We start from the raw sequence: 17,411 nt of genomic DNA on the forward strand, positions 1-17,411 counted from the left end.
AGATCCTTTCTTTTTTTTAGGCAAACTTCTTCACTTTTTTATGAAATTCTTCATTTTTTTACGGTCTGTTTTCGATATTCCTTCGTTGAACAACCCACCATCTTCTTAAACACACGGCTGACGTAATTGGGGTCTGTATATCCTGCCTGATAGGTAATTTCTTTTAAACTAAGCGAGCTGTCTTTGAGAAGCTTTTTGATTTTATCCAGCCGGCAGGTCGTCACATACTCTTTAAATGTCAGCCCTGTCTCGTCTTTAAACCGTTTTGTGAAATAGGTTGGACTTAAATCAACATAGGCGGCAGTCTGCTCCAGCGTGATCTGTTCACAAAAATGCGTTTTGATGTAGCGCTTTGCCCGCTCGATATCATTCACAGTCTGGTTTCTTGCTTCGTACACGTCAAATAAATATTCACAGCACTGACGGCATTCAGCAGCGGTGCTGATCGTTAATATTGGCCAGTCTGTTCGGAGCCGTGATTTAAATAAAATCAGCAGCTCTTTTAGTTGTGACAGGGTCGCCCCCTCTAGCTCAAAGGCATCGAATAAAGCGAGCGCATCCTCTCTTCTCCCTTCTTCCATTGCCTGCATCATATCGTCTGCAAGCTCAGGCAGATGGATCAATGGATGAGACTGTTCTTCTGTTTGGTAAAAACCATAACGAACAACGCCGGGGCTCTTTTTCCGCTGATAATAGGCAAGCTTCGCCTCTGCTGCACTTTTCTGAAGATAAAGCGGATTTGAGACCGGGTGTCCTATGCCAACGACAGGTGAAGGCTGATCGCTTGTTGTGGCAGTTCGAATCGCCTGCAGGACATCTGCCTTTAACTGACCAGGCGCTTGGTGACGATAAATAAGACATGTAAACAGCTCACCACTCACCTGAATCGGCACTGTATGAAAAAGGGGAGATGTCTGTAAATCAATCAACAGCTGATCCCTGATTGTCCGCTGTACAGCGATGACAAGACCTGCTTCGAATTCATGAAACAGTTGTTGAAACTCCGTTGAGGTATAGGATTGACCGTTTATGACATGAGCTTCAAGCCAATTTGACTGCTGACCGGCCGCCATCGCCTGCCGCTGAGACGCCTCCTGCTGAATCTCTGCCACAACCGTGCGAATGGCGGCGATGGTTTCATCTTTGTCAGCCGGTTTGACGAGGTATTGCTTCACCCCTTCCTGCATCGCTTGCTTGGCATAATCAAACGTATCGTAGGCTGTCAGCATAATAAATTTTGTATGAGGACTGCTCGCTTTGATTTGCTTGATCGCTGTGAGTCCATCCATTCCGGGCATCTGAATATCCATGAGCACAAGATGAACGGGCTCAGTTCGCACGAATTCAACCGCTTTCTTTCCATTTTCAGCTTCTCCTGCGATATGACACTCTGGAAGCCAATCCGTCATGAACTTCCGCATCGCTAGCCGTTCTATTTTTTCATCATCCACAATCAGCACGTTCAGCATGATGGTCCCTCCTTCATCGGAATAGCCAATTGAATGGTGGTGCCTTCGTTTGGCTTTGAGTCAATTTGCAGGGCATCTTTTACCCCATAAAACAAATGCAGCCTTGACATCACATTGCGAAGACCGATCCCTGTCGAATGCCCTTTACTCAAGATGTTTGGATCTTCCTCTTCTTTTTCTGATAGCAATCTCCTTTTCTCTTGTTCGTTGATTCCCATCCCATTGTCCCGAATCCGAATCATCACATAGCCGCCTTCTTGATAGATCGAGAGTTCGACAAGCCCGTCTTCCTCCTTTGGTTCGACGCCATGAATAAAGGCATTTTCAACAAGCGGCTGTAAGGTGAGACTTGGGATATGTACAGATAAACACGATTCATCTATGATCGTTTTGCATGTGATACGATCGGCAAATCTCGTTTCTTGTATATGAAAATATTCTTTGACCACTTTTACTTCTTGTTCGAGCGTAACGGATGCACTGAGAGCTGACAGCGAATAACGCATGAGAGTGGAAACAGATTGGATCAACCTCGATGTGGCATCCGCTGATTCTAAGTAAGCCATGCGTGAGACGATGTTTAAGGTATTAAATAAAAAATGTGGGTTCATTTGGTTTTGCAGCGTTTTCAGCTTCATGTCTTTGATTTTTTGATCTAAGGCTGCCTTTTGTTTCATCTCTTCAATCATCATTTTCATCTCTTGTCGCATTCGCTGAAAAGCCTCATTTAATACAGAAATTTCATCCTTTGAGGTGACATGCAAGTTCGCTCCATCAAAGTTTCCTTCTGATACTTCCTTTACGCTTCGAGAGAGATGGACGATCGGTCTTGATATCCCGCCAGCAATCATATACGCCATCCATAAGGCGACCCCAATGGACAGCGTAAACAAACATAGGGTAAAGAGCGCATAGGTTTGGTGTCTTTTTTGCAAAGATTGATAGAGTACTTGATACTCAGACAATTCATCATCAAGCAGGGTCATCGTTTGCTCTTGTATGTAGGAGGAGACGGTTCTTACTTCCTTCACACTTGCTGCATATTCTTTGATTTTCCCTTCTTTTACATGTGTCATGGTCGCATCACTTTCATTGATGAGCGTCCGCATCATATATTGGTATTTTTCGATAGAAGGAATGGCCGCATGAAGCCCGGCATCTTTTCGCAATGCCTGGTCGTAGGATTTCATTTTTTGTTTTGAAGCTAGATATTCTTTGGCAAACTGCTGATCCTTTTCAATCGCATACGCATTGACCTTTTCATACATCGTTTTTGCCTCTGTCGATATATCATTAAGCAGGAGAAAAGAACGAAAGCTTCTGCTATATTCTGATGTGATATTCGAGCTGCTCCAATAGACGAAAAAAGCGGCCACATTGCCAAGGAACACAAGGGTCAAAAATGCCAGTAGCAATTTACTTCGAATCCTTCTCACGGCTGCACCCCCTGCCTTCTGTCTGTTTGCTGCAGCGGCAGATCCCCGCGCCGAATCACACTCGTTCCTGTGTACTGAAGCGGTTCTTCTTTTTCACCTTTTTGCAAACGCACAAGCGATTCCACTGCTTGATAGCCCATTTCATAAGGGTGCTGAACAACGACTGCATCAATCTCTCCATCATCGAGCGCCTGAATCGTATCTGGCAACGTATCAAATGCGAGTACATAGATATCTGTGGACGATTGATATTGCGCTGTTGCTTGAATAATCCCTGCACCATCTAATGCACTCGTGCCGTAAAATGCGGTGAGCTTCGCATGATCGTTTAATAGTTTATACGCGGCACCGGAGGCCCCTGATTTGGTAATGGCTGATTCTTCTATTCCAGCAATATGAATGCGTTTTTCAGCGGCGACGGCATCTCGAAACCCTTTGACGCGCTGCTTTTGATGAACGGCATCAAGCCTGCCTGTGACAATTCCTACATACTGTTCGCCTTTTGTATCTGCGATGAGTGCCTGTCCTGCGATAAAGCCAGAATAATAATTGTCCGTGCCTACATACACTTGACGCTTGCTCCCCTCTGCATCCGTATCAACGGTGACAACATCAATGCCCTTTTCCCTCGCCTTCTGAAAAAGCGGTTTGTATTTTTTCGCATCAAGTCCCTGTGTCATAATGCCATCGACATGCCCTGCGATTGCCATATCAATGGTTTTCAAATGGTCGTCTATATCGGCTTGCTTCGGACCCAAATATTCTAAATACACGCGATGAGCGGCTGCCGAATCAGCAGCTCCCTTTTGTACTAGCTGCCAATATTCGTTATCAAGCTCCTCCGGTACAAGGACAAAGTGATATTGATAGGTTGTTGACGCTTTTTCGGAAGCGTTTTCAATTTTAAATAAATCTTGACCTAATGATGTTAAAAAAATGACAGATACGACACAAAAAGTGAGAAAGGCGCCCACCACGATCCACTTTGAACCTTTCACCACATCCTCCCCCTTTCAAAAATTGCGCATAAAAAAAGAGCTGCTTATAAGCATACTCTCTCAACCTCTATAATTCCTTTGTCATAAATAAACTGTTTGGATCTTCGTGATATGAACCGAAAGGCGGACAAATATAAAACCCAACACTCTCATATAGTTTTCTTGCTGGCTCGAAGAAAGACATCGCACCTGTCTCTAAGCTGATACGTGAATAGCCGCGCCTTTTTGCCTCTTGGAGAAGATGGTTCAGCATATACCTTGCTACACCTTTTCGCATATGGTGAGCTGCGGTCCTCATGGATTTGATTTCGCCGTGATCACTTGACAGCTCCTTTAACGCTCCGCAGCCAAGAAGCTCTTCTCCATCCCGCACACTCCACACTGTGACATCTTGCTTTTTCAAATCAGCTAACGGAAGGGCATGAATGCTTTCTGGCGGGGAATGCTCTTTCATTTCTTCTATATGAGCGGTAATCAGCTGCTCTATTTGTCCATCCGTGAGTGTATCTTGTTGAATGTACACATCTATCACTCCTTCACAAATATTGTACGTGAAGAGTCAGCATTTACCTGCTGTTATGTCAGATAAACGAACAAACAACCGGCATCCATCTGCCAGTTGTTCATTTGATAGCGCTTATTTATGAAGAAAGAACCGCTTGTAATTCTTCTGCTGTACTGCTCTCCAGCTGACTTCCGACCCCTACAGCCACTGCGCCTGCTTTCAGCCATTTTGGCACATCAGCTGGATGAATCCCCCCCGTTGGAATAAATTCAATGTCTGGAAATGGGCCTTGTAAGTTTTTCATATAGGATAACCCGAAGGAGCCGCTTGGAAAAAGTTTGAGCAAGCAGTATCCAGCTGCTTTTGCCTGCATGATTTCACTTGGGGTGAGGACACCTGGTACATAGAGTGTGTCGTGAAATGAGAGATGCTCTCCAATGACAGGAAGATATCCTGGACTGACAATAAATTGCGAGCCTGCGTCAATGGCTGATTGCGCCTGCTGAAGGGTGGTGATTGTGCCCGCTCCTACAATCAGATCTTGCTCATGCTGAAAGGATGCGATGATGCGTTCCGCATTGGGCGTGGTATACGTCACTTCAATGGCACGAACGCCCTTTTTCTTTAAACGCTCTATGATCTTAATGCCTTCTGCTTCGCTCCCCGCTCTCACCACTGCGATCAGCTTACAAGCCGCGAGACGTTCTTTAACGCTCAAACTTGCTGACTTTCCCATATCCTTCGTCCCCCTTCATATATTCCCGTCTCTGATATCGTTTGGCTTCTTTCATAAAGGCCTGAAGCTCTTCCCGAGTAGGCAGGCCGTCCTTATCGCCTGGAGACATCACCGCAAGAGCCCCTACAGCATTGGCTCTTGTCACAGATTTTTCATATGATAAACCGTCCAGTAAACCGCTGATAACCCCCACGGCAAACCCATCACCGGCACCGACTGTATCCACGACATTTGGCACATAAAAGCCGCTCACAATCCCCTGACTGGCTGCACTTTTATAAAAGGCACCTTCTGCACCGAGCTTAATGACCACAAGCTTGACGCCTTTTTGCAAATAAACATCGGCAATCTCTTCCGGCTCATGACAGCCTGTGAGCCTTTGCCCTTCTGCAAGCCCCGGAAAAAACCAATCTACTTGAAAAGCGATCTGATTCACTGTATGGATCATATCTTCCTCCTCTTCCCATAGCTGCAGCCGAAGGTTTGGATCAAATGAAATGGTTTTGCCTGCTTCTTTCATCTTTTGAAGAGCATGAAAAGAAAACGCTCTCATTTCATTGGATAATGCAGGTGGAATACCTGTCATATGGAGATGTCCTGCCTGTTTGAAATAATTCGCGGGAAAGTCGCTAGGACTCATTGTGCTCGCAGCAGAGCCTTTGCGATAATACGTGACGTCAGGATCTCCATCCATCACTTTGGATTTAAGTAATATCCCTGTTTGAGCCCCATCATTTGATCGGATCACTGCACTTGTATCGACTCCTTCTTTTTGAAGCTCTTCTAAAATAAATGTGCCAAGTGAATCTGCTCCGACTTTGCTCATCCATCCCACATCAAAACCTAGCCTCGCCAAACCGACTGCCACGTTACTTTCGGCACCAGCAAGCGCCTTTTGAAATGTATGCACTTGATGAAGCTCTCCGGCTTCTTTTGCGTAAAACATCGCCATTGATTCCCCAAATGTGACCGCATCCAATGCTTTCACTCATTTCTCCCCTTTCTTGGTACCGGTTTCAAATTAGTTGAAAAAGAGAGAGCATTCACATATGTATACTCTTCTCTGTCTGTTTATAAGGATTTTCTTACGATGATTTCTCCATCAAGCTGAATGGTTTGGGGCGCACTTTCATCCCCTTCAAGCCGAGTCTTGATTTTTTGCATGGCGGCTTTCCCCATTTCATGAGATGGCTGGGCAACCGTTGTGATTCCAGGCCCAATCAGCTTATACCATTCTGTATCATCAAAGCCTGCGATGCCTATATCTTCTGGAATCTTTAACCCGAGTTCTACAAGCTCACTGATCAGCTTCAGCATAAGTAATCCATTAGCTGCTAAAATCGCTTTTTTTTGCTGGCTTGATTGGACAAAATGGACAAGTTCTTCTCGCAGTTGTTCCTTTTGTTTCAAATCAATTTCTGCAATGAGCGGCTTCTTATATTTACTCATGGCTGTCTGTTCATATGCTTCTTTTCGTTCTTCACGAGGACTGATTCCATCGACCGGTTCAGTAAAGAAGGCGATGTGCTCATAGCCTTTCTCATACATTTGTTGAAGCAACTGGATGGTGATATCACGGTTATTCGTTGTCACTGTGTCGACTTTTAGTTCAGGTAATTTCCGGTCAACAAGGACAATCGGCACACCGTTTTCCTTCAAATCCTGCAGAATGTCATTGTTCTGACCTGTCGTATTGATGATGAGCCCTTCAATATAATGTGCATTCAGCTTGAGGAGCATTTCTCGTTCTTTTTCTGGTCGGTTATCTGTGTTGCATACCATGATGCTGTATCCATATTCATCACAAATTTCTTCGACTCCGCGAAGTGTCGCTACAGAGAATGGGTTCGTAATGTCGGCTACAATGAACCCAATGACCTTGCTTTTTCTTACTTTCAAACCTTGTGCGAGCTGACTCGGACGATAATGCAGTTCCTCAATGGCTTTTTTAATTTTTTTGACCTTTTCAGTAGAAATTTCATTTGTTCTGCCATTGATATATCTGGATACAGTTGATTTTGAAACACCTGCATAAGCGGCCACTTCGTTGATGGTCACTTTCGTTTGCTTTTTCTCTTTCATTCAAAAAACTCCCACAATCAATGTCTTCTCATTTGTTTCGAAACCGATTTCAAATAACTTAAAAAGAGCATATCATAATTTCTTGAATTCCAGAAGATTTTTTTGCTTGGAGATGGCAAAAAAACATTTAAATAAACAAAAAGAAAGCGATTTCAAAATAACGGTTGACGGCATGCTCTTTTTCCTCTAAAATTTTCCTTGAAACCGATACCAAATAAAATACCCATACTTTGTTTCAGATGGAAAGGGAGGCTTATTTCAAATGGAAAATCGTTATGCTGTACATCCTGAGCAGGTCAAACGTTTTACAACAGAGGAACTTCGTCGTCATTTTCATATTCCTACACTATTCGTCAGCGGTGAATTAAAGCTCTACTATTCACATGAGGATCGCGTGGTGATTGGCGGAGTCATGCCATCTGCAGAGCCGCTCAAATTAGATGCCGGCGACTTTCTACGTACAGAATATTTCCTTGAAAGACGAGAAATCGGCATTGTAAATGTCGGCGGTCAAGGAACAGTCACTGTCGATGGTGAAGCCTTTGTACTGGAGCACAAAGATTTCTTATATATTGGGCTTGGACACGAAGATGTACAGTTTGCTAGTTCATCCGGCGAGGGAGCCAAGTTCTATCTTGTATCCGCCACGGCTCATCAAGCGTACCCTACGCAAAAAGCAGCTATCGCTGAATTAACACCGAATCACTTAGGGGAAGCGTCTGCTTCAAACGTACGAAACCTGTATCAAGTCATCCACGCAAACGGCATCCAAAGCTGTCAGCTCATGATGGGAATCACTCAGCTGGAAACCAATAACACGTGGAATACGATGCCCGCTCATATTCATGATCGACGTATGGAAGTGTACTTATATCTTGATATCGAAGAAGATGCTCGTGTCTTTCATTTTATGGGGGAGCCATCTGAAACAAGACACCTCGTTGTGGCCAATGAGGAAGCGGTCATTTCTCCTGCCTGGTCCATTCATTCAGGCTCGGGTACAGCGAATTATTCATTTATTTGGGCGATGGCGGGCGAGAACTATACGTTTAAAGATATGGACTTTGTCCCAATGGACCAGCTGAGGTAATGTGATGACGATAGCATCCTATGTAGCGTCCCTCTTTTCTCTTGAAGGCAAAACAGCCCTTGTGACAGGTCCTGGAACCGGCATTGGGCAGGGCATTGCTGTGGCGCTTGCCAGGTCAGGCGCAGATATTATTGGCACATACCACCACACACCGCTTGAGGAAACGAAAGCGCTAGTCGAACAGGCGGGCCGCTCGTTTCATGCGGTTCAGGTTGACTTTTCCGACCCTCAAACTGCAAAGCAGGCTGTCGATGCCATGTTACAAAAGCATACGATCGATATTTTAATCAATAATGCTGGCACCATTAAAAGAGAGCAGGCCGCTCATTATTCAGAGGAAGATTGGCATACGGTCATGGATGTGAATATCAATAGTCTCTTTTTCCTCACCCAAAGGGTTGGGCGGCAGATGCTGAAAAATGGGCAAGGGAAAATCGTCAATATCGCCTCCCTTCTATCGTTTCAAGGCGGCGTCTTTGTCCCCGCTTATACAGCAAGTAAACACGCAGTCGCAGGGCTGACGAAGGCTTTTGCAAACGAATGGGCGAACCAGCATATACAAGTGAATGCGATCGCTCCTGGTTACATTTCGACCAATAACACGCAAGCCATTCGGGACGATGAGAATCGAAATGAAGAGATTCTCAAACGAATCCCTGCCGGGCGCTGGGGAAAGCCTGAGGATCTAGCCGGTGCGGCTGTTTTCCTTAGCTCACCAGGCTCCGATTATATGAACGGTCATATTTTAGCGGTTGATGGCGGCTGGCTTGCGAGATAAACAGACGAGAGAATTCCTATTTGCAGGGATTCTCTTTTTTCTATTTGCATAATTCTCCACCATCCGAGTCACTCTATAAAAAACATGACATGAGGGTGAGGTATTATGAAAAGTCGTATTGAACAAGATATAGCGTCCGTCATCAAGCGCGTCAAAAGCTTTGCTGGGAAAAGTGATGATATCGTGTTCCACTCATTTTCATTTGGCCCTTCTGCTATCTCTGCATGTCTCATGTACGTTGAAGGACTCACAGAATTTGAGATGATTTCCAAACAAATCATTTCACCCATGCAAAAGGAACTGGCTATCACCGAGGTTGATTCTAGTACGCTTCCAGCCCTGTCTAAAACGTTCTTTGGCATCCAAAATGACGTGCTGGAGGATATGAACCTTGCCATCGAGCAGTTATATAACGGCAGGGCTATTTTATTTGTAGATGGCGCGGCTCAAGCACTTGCGCTCCAAACGAACCTTTTTCAATTTAGAGAAGTAGAAGAGCCACAATCGGAAGTCCTTGTAAGAGGGCCTCGGATCGGTTTTATTGAAAATCTTGAAAAAAACACGGCTTTGATCCGTGAGCGGGCAAACGACCCAAACCTTGTCATTCAAAAGGTAAATGTAGGTACTCGCAATAAGAAGTCCGCAGCCCTTGTGTACGTTCGTGATATTGTTGACCCTAAATTAGTAGAAGATGTTTTATCACGTATGACCGAAATCAAAATGGATGACATCCCTGAAACCGGCTATATTGAACAGCTAATTGAGGACAGCCACATCTCCATTTTTCCGCAGATTCAAAATACAGAACGTCCTGACCGGGTGATTGCATCTGTGCTTGAAGGAAAAGTGTCAATTTTACTCGATGGCACTCCTTTTGCGCTCATTTTACCGATGACCTTTACAGCCTTGATGCAATCACCTGAAGATTATTATCAGAGATGGACTAGCGCGACTCTTTTACGTTTACTCCGTTATATCGCCGTGCTGCTCACGATTTTTTTACCTGGGCTTTACATTGCACTTGTCTCTTATCATCCAGGCTTATTACCCACACGGATGGCACTCACCATCGCAGGCAGCCGGCAGAATGTTCCGTTCCCTCCTGTTGTTGAGGCGATTCTTATGTCTTTTACGATAGAGCTGCTGCGGGAAGCTGGACTTCGGCTTCCTAGAGCCATCGGGCAGACAATTGGGCTCATTGGCGGCGTCATCATTGGTCAGGCGGCTGTCCAAGCCAATATTGTCAGTGCCTTAATGGTGATTATTGTGTCGCTGACTGCACTTGCTGACTTTACGGCACCATCCTATGACTTTAGTTTCCCGCTACGCATCTTGCGGTTTATGGCTATTTTCAGTTCAGCGATGTTTGGGTTATATGGCTTAATCATGTGTTATTTATTTGTGCTTTGTCACCTGATGCAATTAAAGACCTTTGGTTTTGACTATTTCACACCTGTTTTGTCTTCACCGTTTTCAGATTTAAAGGATACGTACGTACGTTTACCAATTGGGCTATTTAAATCGAGACCGAAAACAGCAAAAATAAAAAATCTCAAAAGACAAGGAGATTAAACGATGTACAGAGCTGAGAAGCTATCATTGTTACAAGTCACCATTCTGTGCAGCTCTACAATGATAGGCGCTGGAATTTTAACCATTCCTCGCAGTTCTGCCAATTCAGGATTCCCTGATGGCTGGATCATTGTATTAATACAGGGAGTCATCTTTGCTTTCGTTGCTTTTTTGTTAGGATGGATTGCTGAAAAAAATGCGCCGGATACTATTTTTGAGTCAAATAGAAAAGGAGCCGGTGCCATCATTGGCACGTTCTTTAATTTAATGCTGATTGCCTATTTACTAGGCATTGTCGGTTTTGAAGCGCGTGTACTCGGGGAAGTTGTCCAATTTTTCCTGCTGGAATCGACTCCCATGGCAGTGATTGTGATGATTTTTCTTCTCGTGGCGATCTATCATTTGAAAAGTGGTATCTTTCCAGTCGTCAAAATGGTCACGTACATTTATCCCATCGCCTTGATCATTTACATTGGGCTCATGCTGTTTTGTCTGAAAATATTTGATTTTGATTATTTACGTCCTGTCATGGCGCACGGGTTTAAAGATTTCAGTAATTTGTTCTCTCAAACATTTATTCAATTTACAGGCTTTGAGGTCATTTTGTTTGTTGTACCACTCATTTATAAAGACAAATGGTCGAAGGCGAAATGGGCCGCTGCCATTGGAGTTGGAATTACAACCCTCGTGTACTCGCTCACACTTTTTATTGTGATTGGCTCCATGACAGTGGGAGAAACAAAATCCCTCACCTGGCCCACTGTCTCACTCATTCAAGCACTAGAACTTGAAGGGGTCTTCATTGAAAGATTTGATATTTTTTTACTGACGATCTGGACGTGCCAGCAGTTTATTTGCATGCTTGGCTTTTTCCAATTTGCCATTAAAGGATGCCACACAGTCTTTAAGACGACCAATGTAACGAGACTGCTTTGGCTGCTGTTTTTGATTACCTCTGCCCTCTCTTTATTTCCGAAAAATATCAATGAAGTCTTTTACTACTCTACTTTACTCGGCTACGCATTGTTCGCGGTTTTAGCCATTCCTTTTATTACAGCTGTTCTGCTGATGATACGCAAAAAATGGGGAGGTCGTTCTGCATGAGAGGAAGGCGTGTACTGTTATTCTTTTTTTCCTGCTGCCTTTTTCTTCTATCAGCAGGATGCTGGGATTTAAAGGATATTGAAAAACTATCGTTTGTACGCGGTGTTGGTATTGATGAGGAAGACGAGGATGGCGTTAAGCTGACCTACCAAAACCTTGTACCGAAAACAGGCGGAACACAAGAAGCCGATTCTCCCAGCTATGTGAATGTTGTCTCGAAGGGAAAAAATGTGCTGGAGGCTGTCAGTAATGTCGCCTTGAAGGACCCGCCGATCTATAGTGATCACCTGAAAATCTTTTTGTTTGGTAAAACCCAGGCGGAGCATCACGATATTCAAGGAACACTCAATCATTTTATTCGAGATGATGAGGTTCGGCGCAGCAGCTATCTCCTCGTGACACGAGGAGATGCGTCAAAAGTCGTCAACCAAAAATTGAAATCACAGCAAAAGGTCCCAGTTGAGCATATCTTCGAAACATCTAAAAATCGAAGCTTTAACGGAAAGATCGTACCGCCAACACGTATTGGCAGAGCGTCCGATTACTTTCAGATGGGCGTTAGCTTCCTTGTGCAAAGTGTAGATGCGATAGACGGTGAACTTATTTATGATGGAGCAGGCATCATTCACGGAAAAACACGTAAGCTGATCGGTTTCATCCCTGCGAAGGATGTCCAATCTTTAAACTGGGTGATGGACCGAATTTCAGGCGGCGTTGTACCTGCCACCTACAAAGGTTATCCGATAACGTATGAAATCAAAAAAGCAAAAACGAAGGTCGAGCCCTATCTGAAAAATGGAAAGGTATCCTTTAAAATTAGCGTACAAACAAATGGAAAATTGTCTGAGGATCAATATCCTCCTGAAAACTCATTCGATGAGCAGTATATCGAACGATTTGAGCGGATTTTTGCTCATAAAATTAAAGAACGCATTCAAAAAGCGGTCCATCATGTGCAAAAAGAAGTGGGCGTTGATCCCATATTTTTTAACCAGCAGTTCCGTATGAAATATCCTGACTATTGGGATCAGCATGGTACCGAGTGGGATAGGCTCTTCCAAGAAGCAGCTATTGATTACGATGTCAAAGTCAGCATCTTGAACTTTGGTGCAGAAGGTGCAACAAAAAGCTTTAAATGGTAAAGCAAAAAGGCGGTTATCCCGAAGGGGAGCCGCCTTTTTTACGCACGACGATGAGAAGCTGATACAAGGTCACTTGATCAGTCAACGCTTTTGTTTGAAAGCCAAGTGACGCTCCTACTCTTGCCACCTCGTCAAAAAACAATTGGACGTTTTGATCAATCGGAACATTGATCCTCTGCTCAATCACCCGTTCAAACAAATGATCTGGGAAAAGCGCACGCATGGTATTTGGTGTGAAGAACCTCAGGTGACCTCGGTCTAAAATTCCTACATCTTGATACGTAAAATCCCCTGTCATTAACGGAAAAAGCACCTCCGCATGCATCATGTTGGGCAGGCAGCAAATGATCACGCCGCCTGGCTTTAAAGATGCGTGCGCTTGTTCAATGATGTGCCAAGGATCTGACACATGCTCTAAAACATCCGAAAAAATGACCGCATCAAAAAAAGCCTCTTTCTCTAACCATGGGTACTCATCCGCTTTTGCCTCGATGACTTCTTTGTAATATGCCTTTGCAATGGCTGCTTTTAATGGATCAGCCTCTACTCCGTACATGTCAACAGACTGCCGATTCATTAGTTCAAGCCCTGTTGCTCCTGCGCCGCATCCCGCATCCAGTACACAAACAGCATCTTCAGGCAGCAGAGCCGCAAAGTACGGATGAGGGGTCATCAAATTAAGATCAATGCCCCATTTATCTAAAAACCGAAGCCTGTTCTCCGCAAACAATGTAGAGATGTTCGTTTCTTGATTCGCTCGAAAGGTTGCATGACCGTGATGATGCACAAATGAATCGTGAACGATTTGAAGCTGATATCCCTTCAGCAAGGATCTCAAACAAAGGTCGTCATCCTCAAAAGATCCATACACGAACCTCTCATCAAATAAACCCACCTCTTCAATGAGCTCTCTTTTCACAAGCAGACAAAATCCCACAAGCCGATGTACATAAGTTCTCTGACCTTTTTTTGCAGCCGTATAATTCTTCGCAAAGGCTGGAAGCTCCTTTACATCTGTATACGTTGGCTCGACCATTTGAGGACCGCTCACATAATTGGAGACTGGCCCTACCATCCCGATACGTTCTGATGCAAATAACGCCTCTTTTAATGGAGAAAGCCAGTTTTCCGTGACGATCGTGTCGTTATTTAAAAAGAGAATGCTATCCCCAGTCGCTTTTTTTGCTCCTTGATTACAGCCCTTTGCAAAGCCTCGATTTTCTGCATTTTCTATGAAAATCACATCTTTCAGCTCTCTCACATATTCCTTCGTCCCGTCGGTTGACGCATTATCAACGATGATGAGTTCATATTGGTCACTTCGGGTATGCTGCTTGATGCTGTCGATACATTTTTTCGTTAAATGCAGTTCATTATATGTCAGGATGACAATGCTCGTTTTCCCTTTCATCTCATTTCCACCTTTCGCCCGCCTATTCCATATGTATGTCATATGCAGCACGTTCAGAAGATGAGAGATTGTCCTTTCTTGATTAAACGTTTGTTTAACAAAGAAAAACCAGCTGCATGCGGGCAGCCGGTCATTGTTCACACCGTTTTTCCTTCGTCACCTGTAACGGAACGGTTCCTCTTTTTTAAATCTTCTTCAATTTCTTCAAGACTTTTCCCTTTCGTTTCAGTCACCATATATTTCACAAACAAGAAGGCGCCTACGCCGATGACCGCGTAAATAAGGAAAAGATTACTGATACCCATCGCGCTTAGTAAAGTTGGGAATGTAAGCGAGATGATTAAATTCCCTGTATGAAGGAGGAAGGTAGAGACACCTGTACCAATTCCTCGGACATGTACCGGAAACAGCTCAGGAAGCATGACCCAAACGACAGGACCCCAGCTGACAGCAAAGATGACGATAAAGAGCCCTAAACAAATAATAGTCGTCCATCCCGCAGCTGTTGACCCCTCGAAAAATCGATTGACCACTGACAGGACTATTAAACTAAGGACCATGCCAGCATTCCCAAATAAGAGCAACGCTTTACGCCCTACACGGTCAATAATTTTAATCGCCACAAACGTCATGACAACATTCACTGCCCCAATTCCGACGGTTCCTAAAATGGCCGCTGAATTACCAAAACCAACGCTTGTGAATGTTTTTGGTGCATAGTAAATAATTGTATTGGTACCGATAAACTGCTGCAGAAAGGCAAGACCGACACCAGCGATTAATGCTGGGCGTACCCATGGCTCAAATAATTCCTTAAAACCGCCTTTTTCTTCACTTTCCGCCTGTTGAATGTCTGAAATTTCTTCTTCCACTTCTTGCTTACTTTTTCTGAGTTTAGATAATATCTCTTTCGCACGGTCTGCCTGTCCATGGACAAACAGCCAGCGGGGGCTTTCTGGCATAAACATAATCCCACATAATAAAAGCACAGAAGGCACGACCGCAATTCCAAGCATCAGGCGCCATGCCTCTGCATCCGCTAAAGAGTAATTCACAATATAGGCGAGAAGAATACCAAATGTGATCATGAGCTGGTTTAATGAGGACAGTGCACCTCTCGATTCCTTTGGAGCAAGTTCAGATAAATATAATGGAACAATCGTGGTCGAGCACCCGACAGCAAGTCCTAGCACAATTCGGAATAAGACCATCACTTCCGTATTCGGAGCAAGGGCTGTACCAAATCCGCCGATAATAAATAAAATCGCTGCGGCGATGATGGCTTTTTTCCGCCCAAATTGATCTGTCAGCTTTCCAGATAGAGAGGAACCGAGCATCGCTCCGATTAAAATCGAGCTGACAACAAGTCCCTCTGTAAATGCGTTTAACCCTAAATCCTCTTTCATAAATAAGATGGCGCCAGAAATGACACCTGTATCATAGCCATATAAGGCGCCGCCAAGTGCGCCGAAAAAATAAAGCCATCCATTCCGATTTTTCATGTTCATAACCCCTCTTTTGTTCTGTATGTACTGGGTGTTTCTCTATGGAAAATCATTTTCCTCACTTTCTGTCACTTCAAACATTTCGATGTTTTATGACAAATATATTTCATTTGCGTATCATTGAAACTTTTTACGATAAGGAAACGTCAATTAAGCGTTAGTGAAAAAAACGTCGCACTATATCCCGTTTTAAGGTATATTTGTTTTAGTTTGTAAGACAAAAAGAAGGACATCTTTACTATAAAAATCATAGCGAGGGTTTAAAATATATGGATCAATCAAGAAGCAAACGCAAAGGAAAAAAGCGTTTAAAACCATGGGTGAAAGTCACTCTATTTATAGTCGGTATCCTTTTACTGACAACCGCTTCTGTCACAGGCTATGCCTACTATAAAGTGACAAGCGCTGCAAAAAAAGCACAAGTATCTTTAGATCGCGGCGCTCAATCTGTCAAACGGATTGAAGCATTCGATCCTGGGAAAGACAGCTTTTCTGTCTTGCTGCTTGGTATTGACAGCAGACCGGGCGAAACAGTGAAACAAGCACGAAGCGATGCGATGGTCTTAGCAACCGTCAATCGTACAAATAAAACCGTGAAATTATTAAGCATTCCAAGGGACTCATACGTGAATATTCCAGGGCATGGCTATGACAAAATTACACATGCACACGCATTTGGCGGTGCAGATTTAACCTTAAGTACAGTCGAAGATTTACTAGATATTCCGGTTGATTTTGTGATCCAAAGTAATTTCAAAGCATTTAAAGAGATCGTCAATGAACTAAACGGGGTCTCTATTAACGTCAAGGATGAATATGTAGTTAAACAGGTTCTAAAAGATACAAAGGGCAAGGTACAGCTTCAAACAGGAACTCATACGCTAGACGGTGATCAAGCTCTTGCATATGTGAGAACAAGAAAAGCAGATAGTGATTTAATGCGCGGGCAGCGTCAAATGGAAGTATTAAAAGCCATTTTTGATAAATCAAAATCGTTAACATCTATTCCGTCATATGACAATATCATTGATACACTTGGTGATAATGTCGCGACCAACCTTTCAATGAAAGAGCTAGTCGGGCTTTTCCCGCTTCTGACGTCATTGAAATCGGTTGATACCATTCAGCTGAAAGGCTCTGATTACCAGCCAAACGGAGTTTATTATTACCAATTGGATCAAAACCAGCTAAACGAAGTGAAGACTGAATTGAAGAAGCAGCTTGAATTATCATAAACAGAAAGCGTCCCTAAGGGGCGCTTTTTGATTGTTGACAAAGGGCTAAATTGGTTTTTATTTTAGCCCTTTGTCTTCTTTTCAGCGTGATAGAAAACCTTTGCACTCTAGGAAGAACGAGCACAGAAGCGGAGCGAATTTAATATTCGTGAGCATCGGCGCACAGGACTGACACCGAATGCGAGGGTTTGTCTACACGCTGAAAGCGTCCCTAAGGGGCGCTTTTTTACTTGCTGACGATGATGCAGATTTTACCCCTTTGGCTTATTTCCTTGATCATTCGATCATTTTTGTTTAGCCTTGATAGAGAGGACAAGCATCGTATTGCTCATGAGAATGAAGGAAATC

General features: G+C 43.8%; 15 protein-coding genes. 6 read left to right on the forward strand and 9 right to left on the reverse strand.

Annotated features, from left to right (window positions below; translation table 11 throughout):
• Positions 1 to 50 precede the first annotated feature (50 nt).
• The 7 genes from NSQ36_RS16680 to NSQ36_RS16710 all read right to left on the reverse strand — a co-directional run bounded on the left by NSQ36_RS16680 (position 51) and on the right by NSQ36_RS16710 (position 7,226).
• Positions 51 to 1,469, reverse strand: coding sequence for a response regulator (locus tag NSQ36_RS16680; RefSeq protein ID WP_050944376.1), 1,419 nt, complete (start codon positions 1,467 to 1,469; stop codon positions 51 to 53).
• Complete coding sequence (locus tag NSQ36_RS16685; protein WP_050944377.1) at positions 1,463 to 2,905, reverse strand: histidine kinase; 1,443 nt, start codon at positions 2,903 to 2,905, stop codon at positions 1,463 to 1,465. The genes NSQ36_RS16680 and NSQ36_RS16685 overlap by 7 nt, the downstream gene beginning before the upstream one ends.
• Positions 2,902 to 3,903, reverse strand: coding sequence for a sugar-binding protein (locus NSQ36_RS16690; RefSeq protein ID WP_339206170.1), 1,002 nt, complete (start codon positions 3,901 to 3,903; stop codon positions 2,902 to 2,904). The genes NSQ36_RS16685 and NSQ36_RS16690 overlap by 4 nt, the downstream gene beginning before the upstream one ends.
• Positions 3,904 to 3,970: 67 nt before the next feature.
• The gene (locus NSQ36_RS16695) at positions 3,971 to 4,426 is read right to left on the reverse strand and encodes a GNAT family N-acetyltransferase (protein ID WP_050944379.1); all 456 of its coding nucleotides are present in this window, start codon (positions 4,424 to 4,426) and stop codon (positions 3,971 to 3,973) included.
• A gap of 118 nt (positions 4,427 to 4,544) precedes the next feature.
• Positions 4,545 to 5,144 (reverse strand): bifunctional 4-hydroxy-2-oxoglutarate aldolase/2-dehydro-3-deoxy-phosphogluconate aldolase, encoded by a 600-nt coding sequence (locus NSQ36_RS16700; protein ID WP_050944381.1) that lies wholly within the window; start codon positions 5,142 to 5,144, stop codon positions 4,545 to 4,547.
• The gene (locus NSQ36_RS16705; RefSeq protein WP_080984757.1) at positions 5,116 to 6,132 is read right to left on the reverse strand and encodes a sugar kinase; all 1,017 of its coding nucleotides are present in this window, start codon (positions 6,130 to 6,132) and stop codon (positions 5,116 to 5,118) included. The genes NSQ36_RS16700 and NSQ36_RS16705 overlap by 29 nt, the downstream gene beginning before the upstream one ends.
• An 83-nt stretch (positions 6,133 to 6,215) precedes the next feature.
• Positions 6,216 to 7,226, reverse strand: coding sequence for a LacI family DNA-binding transcriptional regulator (locus tag NSQ36_RS16710; protein ID WP_050944382.1), 1,011 nt, complete (start codon positions 7,224 to 7,226; stop codon positions 6,216 to 6,218).
• A gap of 262 nt (positions 7,227 to 7,488) precedes the next feature.
• On the opposite strand from NSQ36_RS16710, the gene kduI reads away from it, so the two are divergent.
• The 5 genes from kduI (at position 7,489) to NSQ36_RS16735 (ending at position 12,912) form a co-directional block, all read left to right on the forward strand.
• Entirely contained in the window at positions 7,489 to 8,316 is an 828-nt protein-coding gene (gene kduI / locus NSQ36_RS16715) for a 5-dehydro-4-deoxy-D-glucuronate isomerase (RefSeq protein ID WP_003212793.1), read from the forward strand.
• Between the two features lie 4 nt (positions 8,317 to 8,320).
• Positions 8,321 to 9,094 (forward strand): 2-dehydro-3-deoxy-D-gluconate 5-dehydrogenase KduD, encoded by a 774-nt coding sequence (kduD, locus tag NSQ36_RS16720; protein WP_050944384.1) that lies wholly within the window; start codon positions 8,321 to 8,323, stop codon positions 9,092 to 9,094.
• 105 nt (positions 9,095 to 9,199) lie between these two features.
• Positions 9,200 to 10,666: a spore germination protein gene (locus NSQ36_RS16725; protein ID WP_050944386.1), complete on the forward strand. Its 1,467-nt coding sequence runs from the start codon at positions 9,200 to 9,202 to the stop codon at positions 10,664 to 10,666.
• A 3-nt stretch (positions 10,667 to 10,669) separates the two neighbouring features.
• Positions 10,670 to 11,770, forward strand: coding sequence for a GerAB/ArcD/ProY family transporter (locus tag NSQ36_RS16730; protein WP_050944387.1), 1,101 nt, complete (start codon positions 10,670 to 10,672; stop codon positions 11,768 to 11,770).
• Positions 11,767 to 12,912, forward strand: a complete 1,146-nt coding sequence (locus tag NSQ36_RS16735; protein WP_050944389.1) for a Ger(x)C family spore germination protein — start codon at positions 11,767 to 11,769, stop codon at positions 12,910 to 12,912. Before NSQ36_RS16730 ends, NSQ36_RS16735 begins: the two co-directional genes overlap by 4 nt.
• A gap of 13 nt (positions 12,913 to 12,925) precedes the next feature.
• On the opposite strand, the gene NSQ36_RS16740 is transcribed toward NSQ36_RS16735, so the two are convergent.
• Both NSQ36_RS16740 and NSQ36_RS16745 read right to left on the reverse strand, forming a co-directional pair.
• Entirely contained in the window at positions 12,926 to 14,323 is a 1,398-nt protein-coding gene (locus NSQ36_RS16740; protein ID WP_050944392.1) for a bifunctional glycosyltransferase family 2 protein/class I SAM-dependent methyltransferase, read from the reverse strand.
• Positions 14,324 to 14,460: 137 nt separating this feature from the next.
• On the reverse strand, positions 14,461 to 15,825 hold the full coding sequence (locus NSQ36_RS16745) for a sugar porter family MFS transporter (RefSeq protein ID WP_106035676.1): 1,365 nt from the start codon (positions 15,823 to 15,825) through the stop codon (positions 14,461 to 14,463).
• A gap of 272 nt (positions 15,826 to 16,097) precedes the next feature.
• On the opposite strand from NSQ36_RS16745, the gene NSQ36_RS16750 reads away from it, so the two are divergent.
• Positions 16,098 to 17,063: an LCP family protein gene (locus NSQ36_RS16750; protein ID WP_003212964.1), complete on the forward strand. Its 966-nt coding sequence runs from the start codon at positions 16,098 to 16,100 to the stop codon at positions 17,061 to 17,063.
• Positions 17,064 to 17,411: the final 348 nt, after the last annotated feature.

Source organism: Bacillus sp. FSL W8-1143 (genome assembly GCF_037965155.1).
In the GTDB taxonomy this organism is placed as follows: Bacteria; Bacillota; Bacilli; order Bacillales; family Bacillaceae; genus Bacillus; species Bacillus pumilus.

What these genes read in the sequence shown, in the direction of transcription:
- NSQ36_RS16680 (WP_050944376.1), bottom strand. Translation starts at nt 1,469, where the DNA reads ATGCTGAACGTGCTGATTGTGGATGATGAAAAAATAGAACGGCTAGCG.
- NSQ36_RS16700 (WP_050944381.1), bottom strand. Translation starts at nt 5,144, where the DNA reads ATGGGAAAGTCAGCAAGTTTGAGCGTTAAAGAACGTCTCGCGGCTTGT.
- NSQ36_RS16710 (WP_050944382.1), bottom strand. Translation starts at nt 7,226, where the DNA reads ATGAAAGAGAAAAAGCAAACGAAAGTGACCATCAACGAAGTGGCCGCT.
- kduI (WP_003212793.1), top strand. Translation starts at nt 7,489, where the DNA reads ATGGAAAATCGTTATGCTGTACATCCTGAGCAGGTCAAACGTTTTACA.
- kduD (WP_050944384.1), top strand. Translation starts at nt 8,321, where the DNA reads ATGACGATAGCATCCTATGTAGCGTCCCTCTTTTCTCTTGAAGGCAAA.
- NSQ36_RS16725 (WP_050944386.1), top strand. Translation starts at nt 9,200, where the DNA reads ATGAAAAGTCGTATTGAACAAGATATAGCGTCCGTCATCAAGCGCGTC.
- NSQ36_RS16730 (WP_050944387.1), top strand. Translation starts at nt 10,670, where the DNA reads ATGTACAGAGCTGAGAAGCTATCATTGTTACAAGTCACCATTCTGTGC.
- NSQ36_RS16735 (WP_050944389.1), top strand. Translation starts at nt 11,767, where the DNA reads ATGAGAGGAAGGCGTGTACTGTTATTCTTTTTTTCCTGCTGCCTTTTT.
- NSQ36_RS16740 (WP_050944392.1), bottom strand. Translation starts at nt 14,323, where the DNA reads ATGAAAGGGAAAACGAGCATTGTCATCCTGACATATAATGAACTGCAT.
- NSQ36_RS16745 (WP_106035676.1), bottom strand. Translation starts at nt 15,825, where the DNA reads ATGAAAAATCGGAATGGATGGCTTTATTTTTTCGGCGCACTTGGCGGC.
- NSQ36_RS16750 (WP_003212964.1), top strand. Translation starts at nt 16,098, where the DNA reads ATGGATCAATCAAGAAGCAAACGCAAAGGAAAAAAGCGTTTAAAACCA.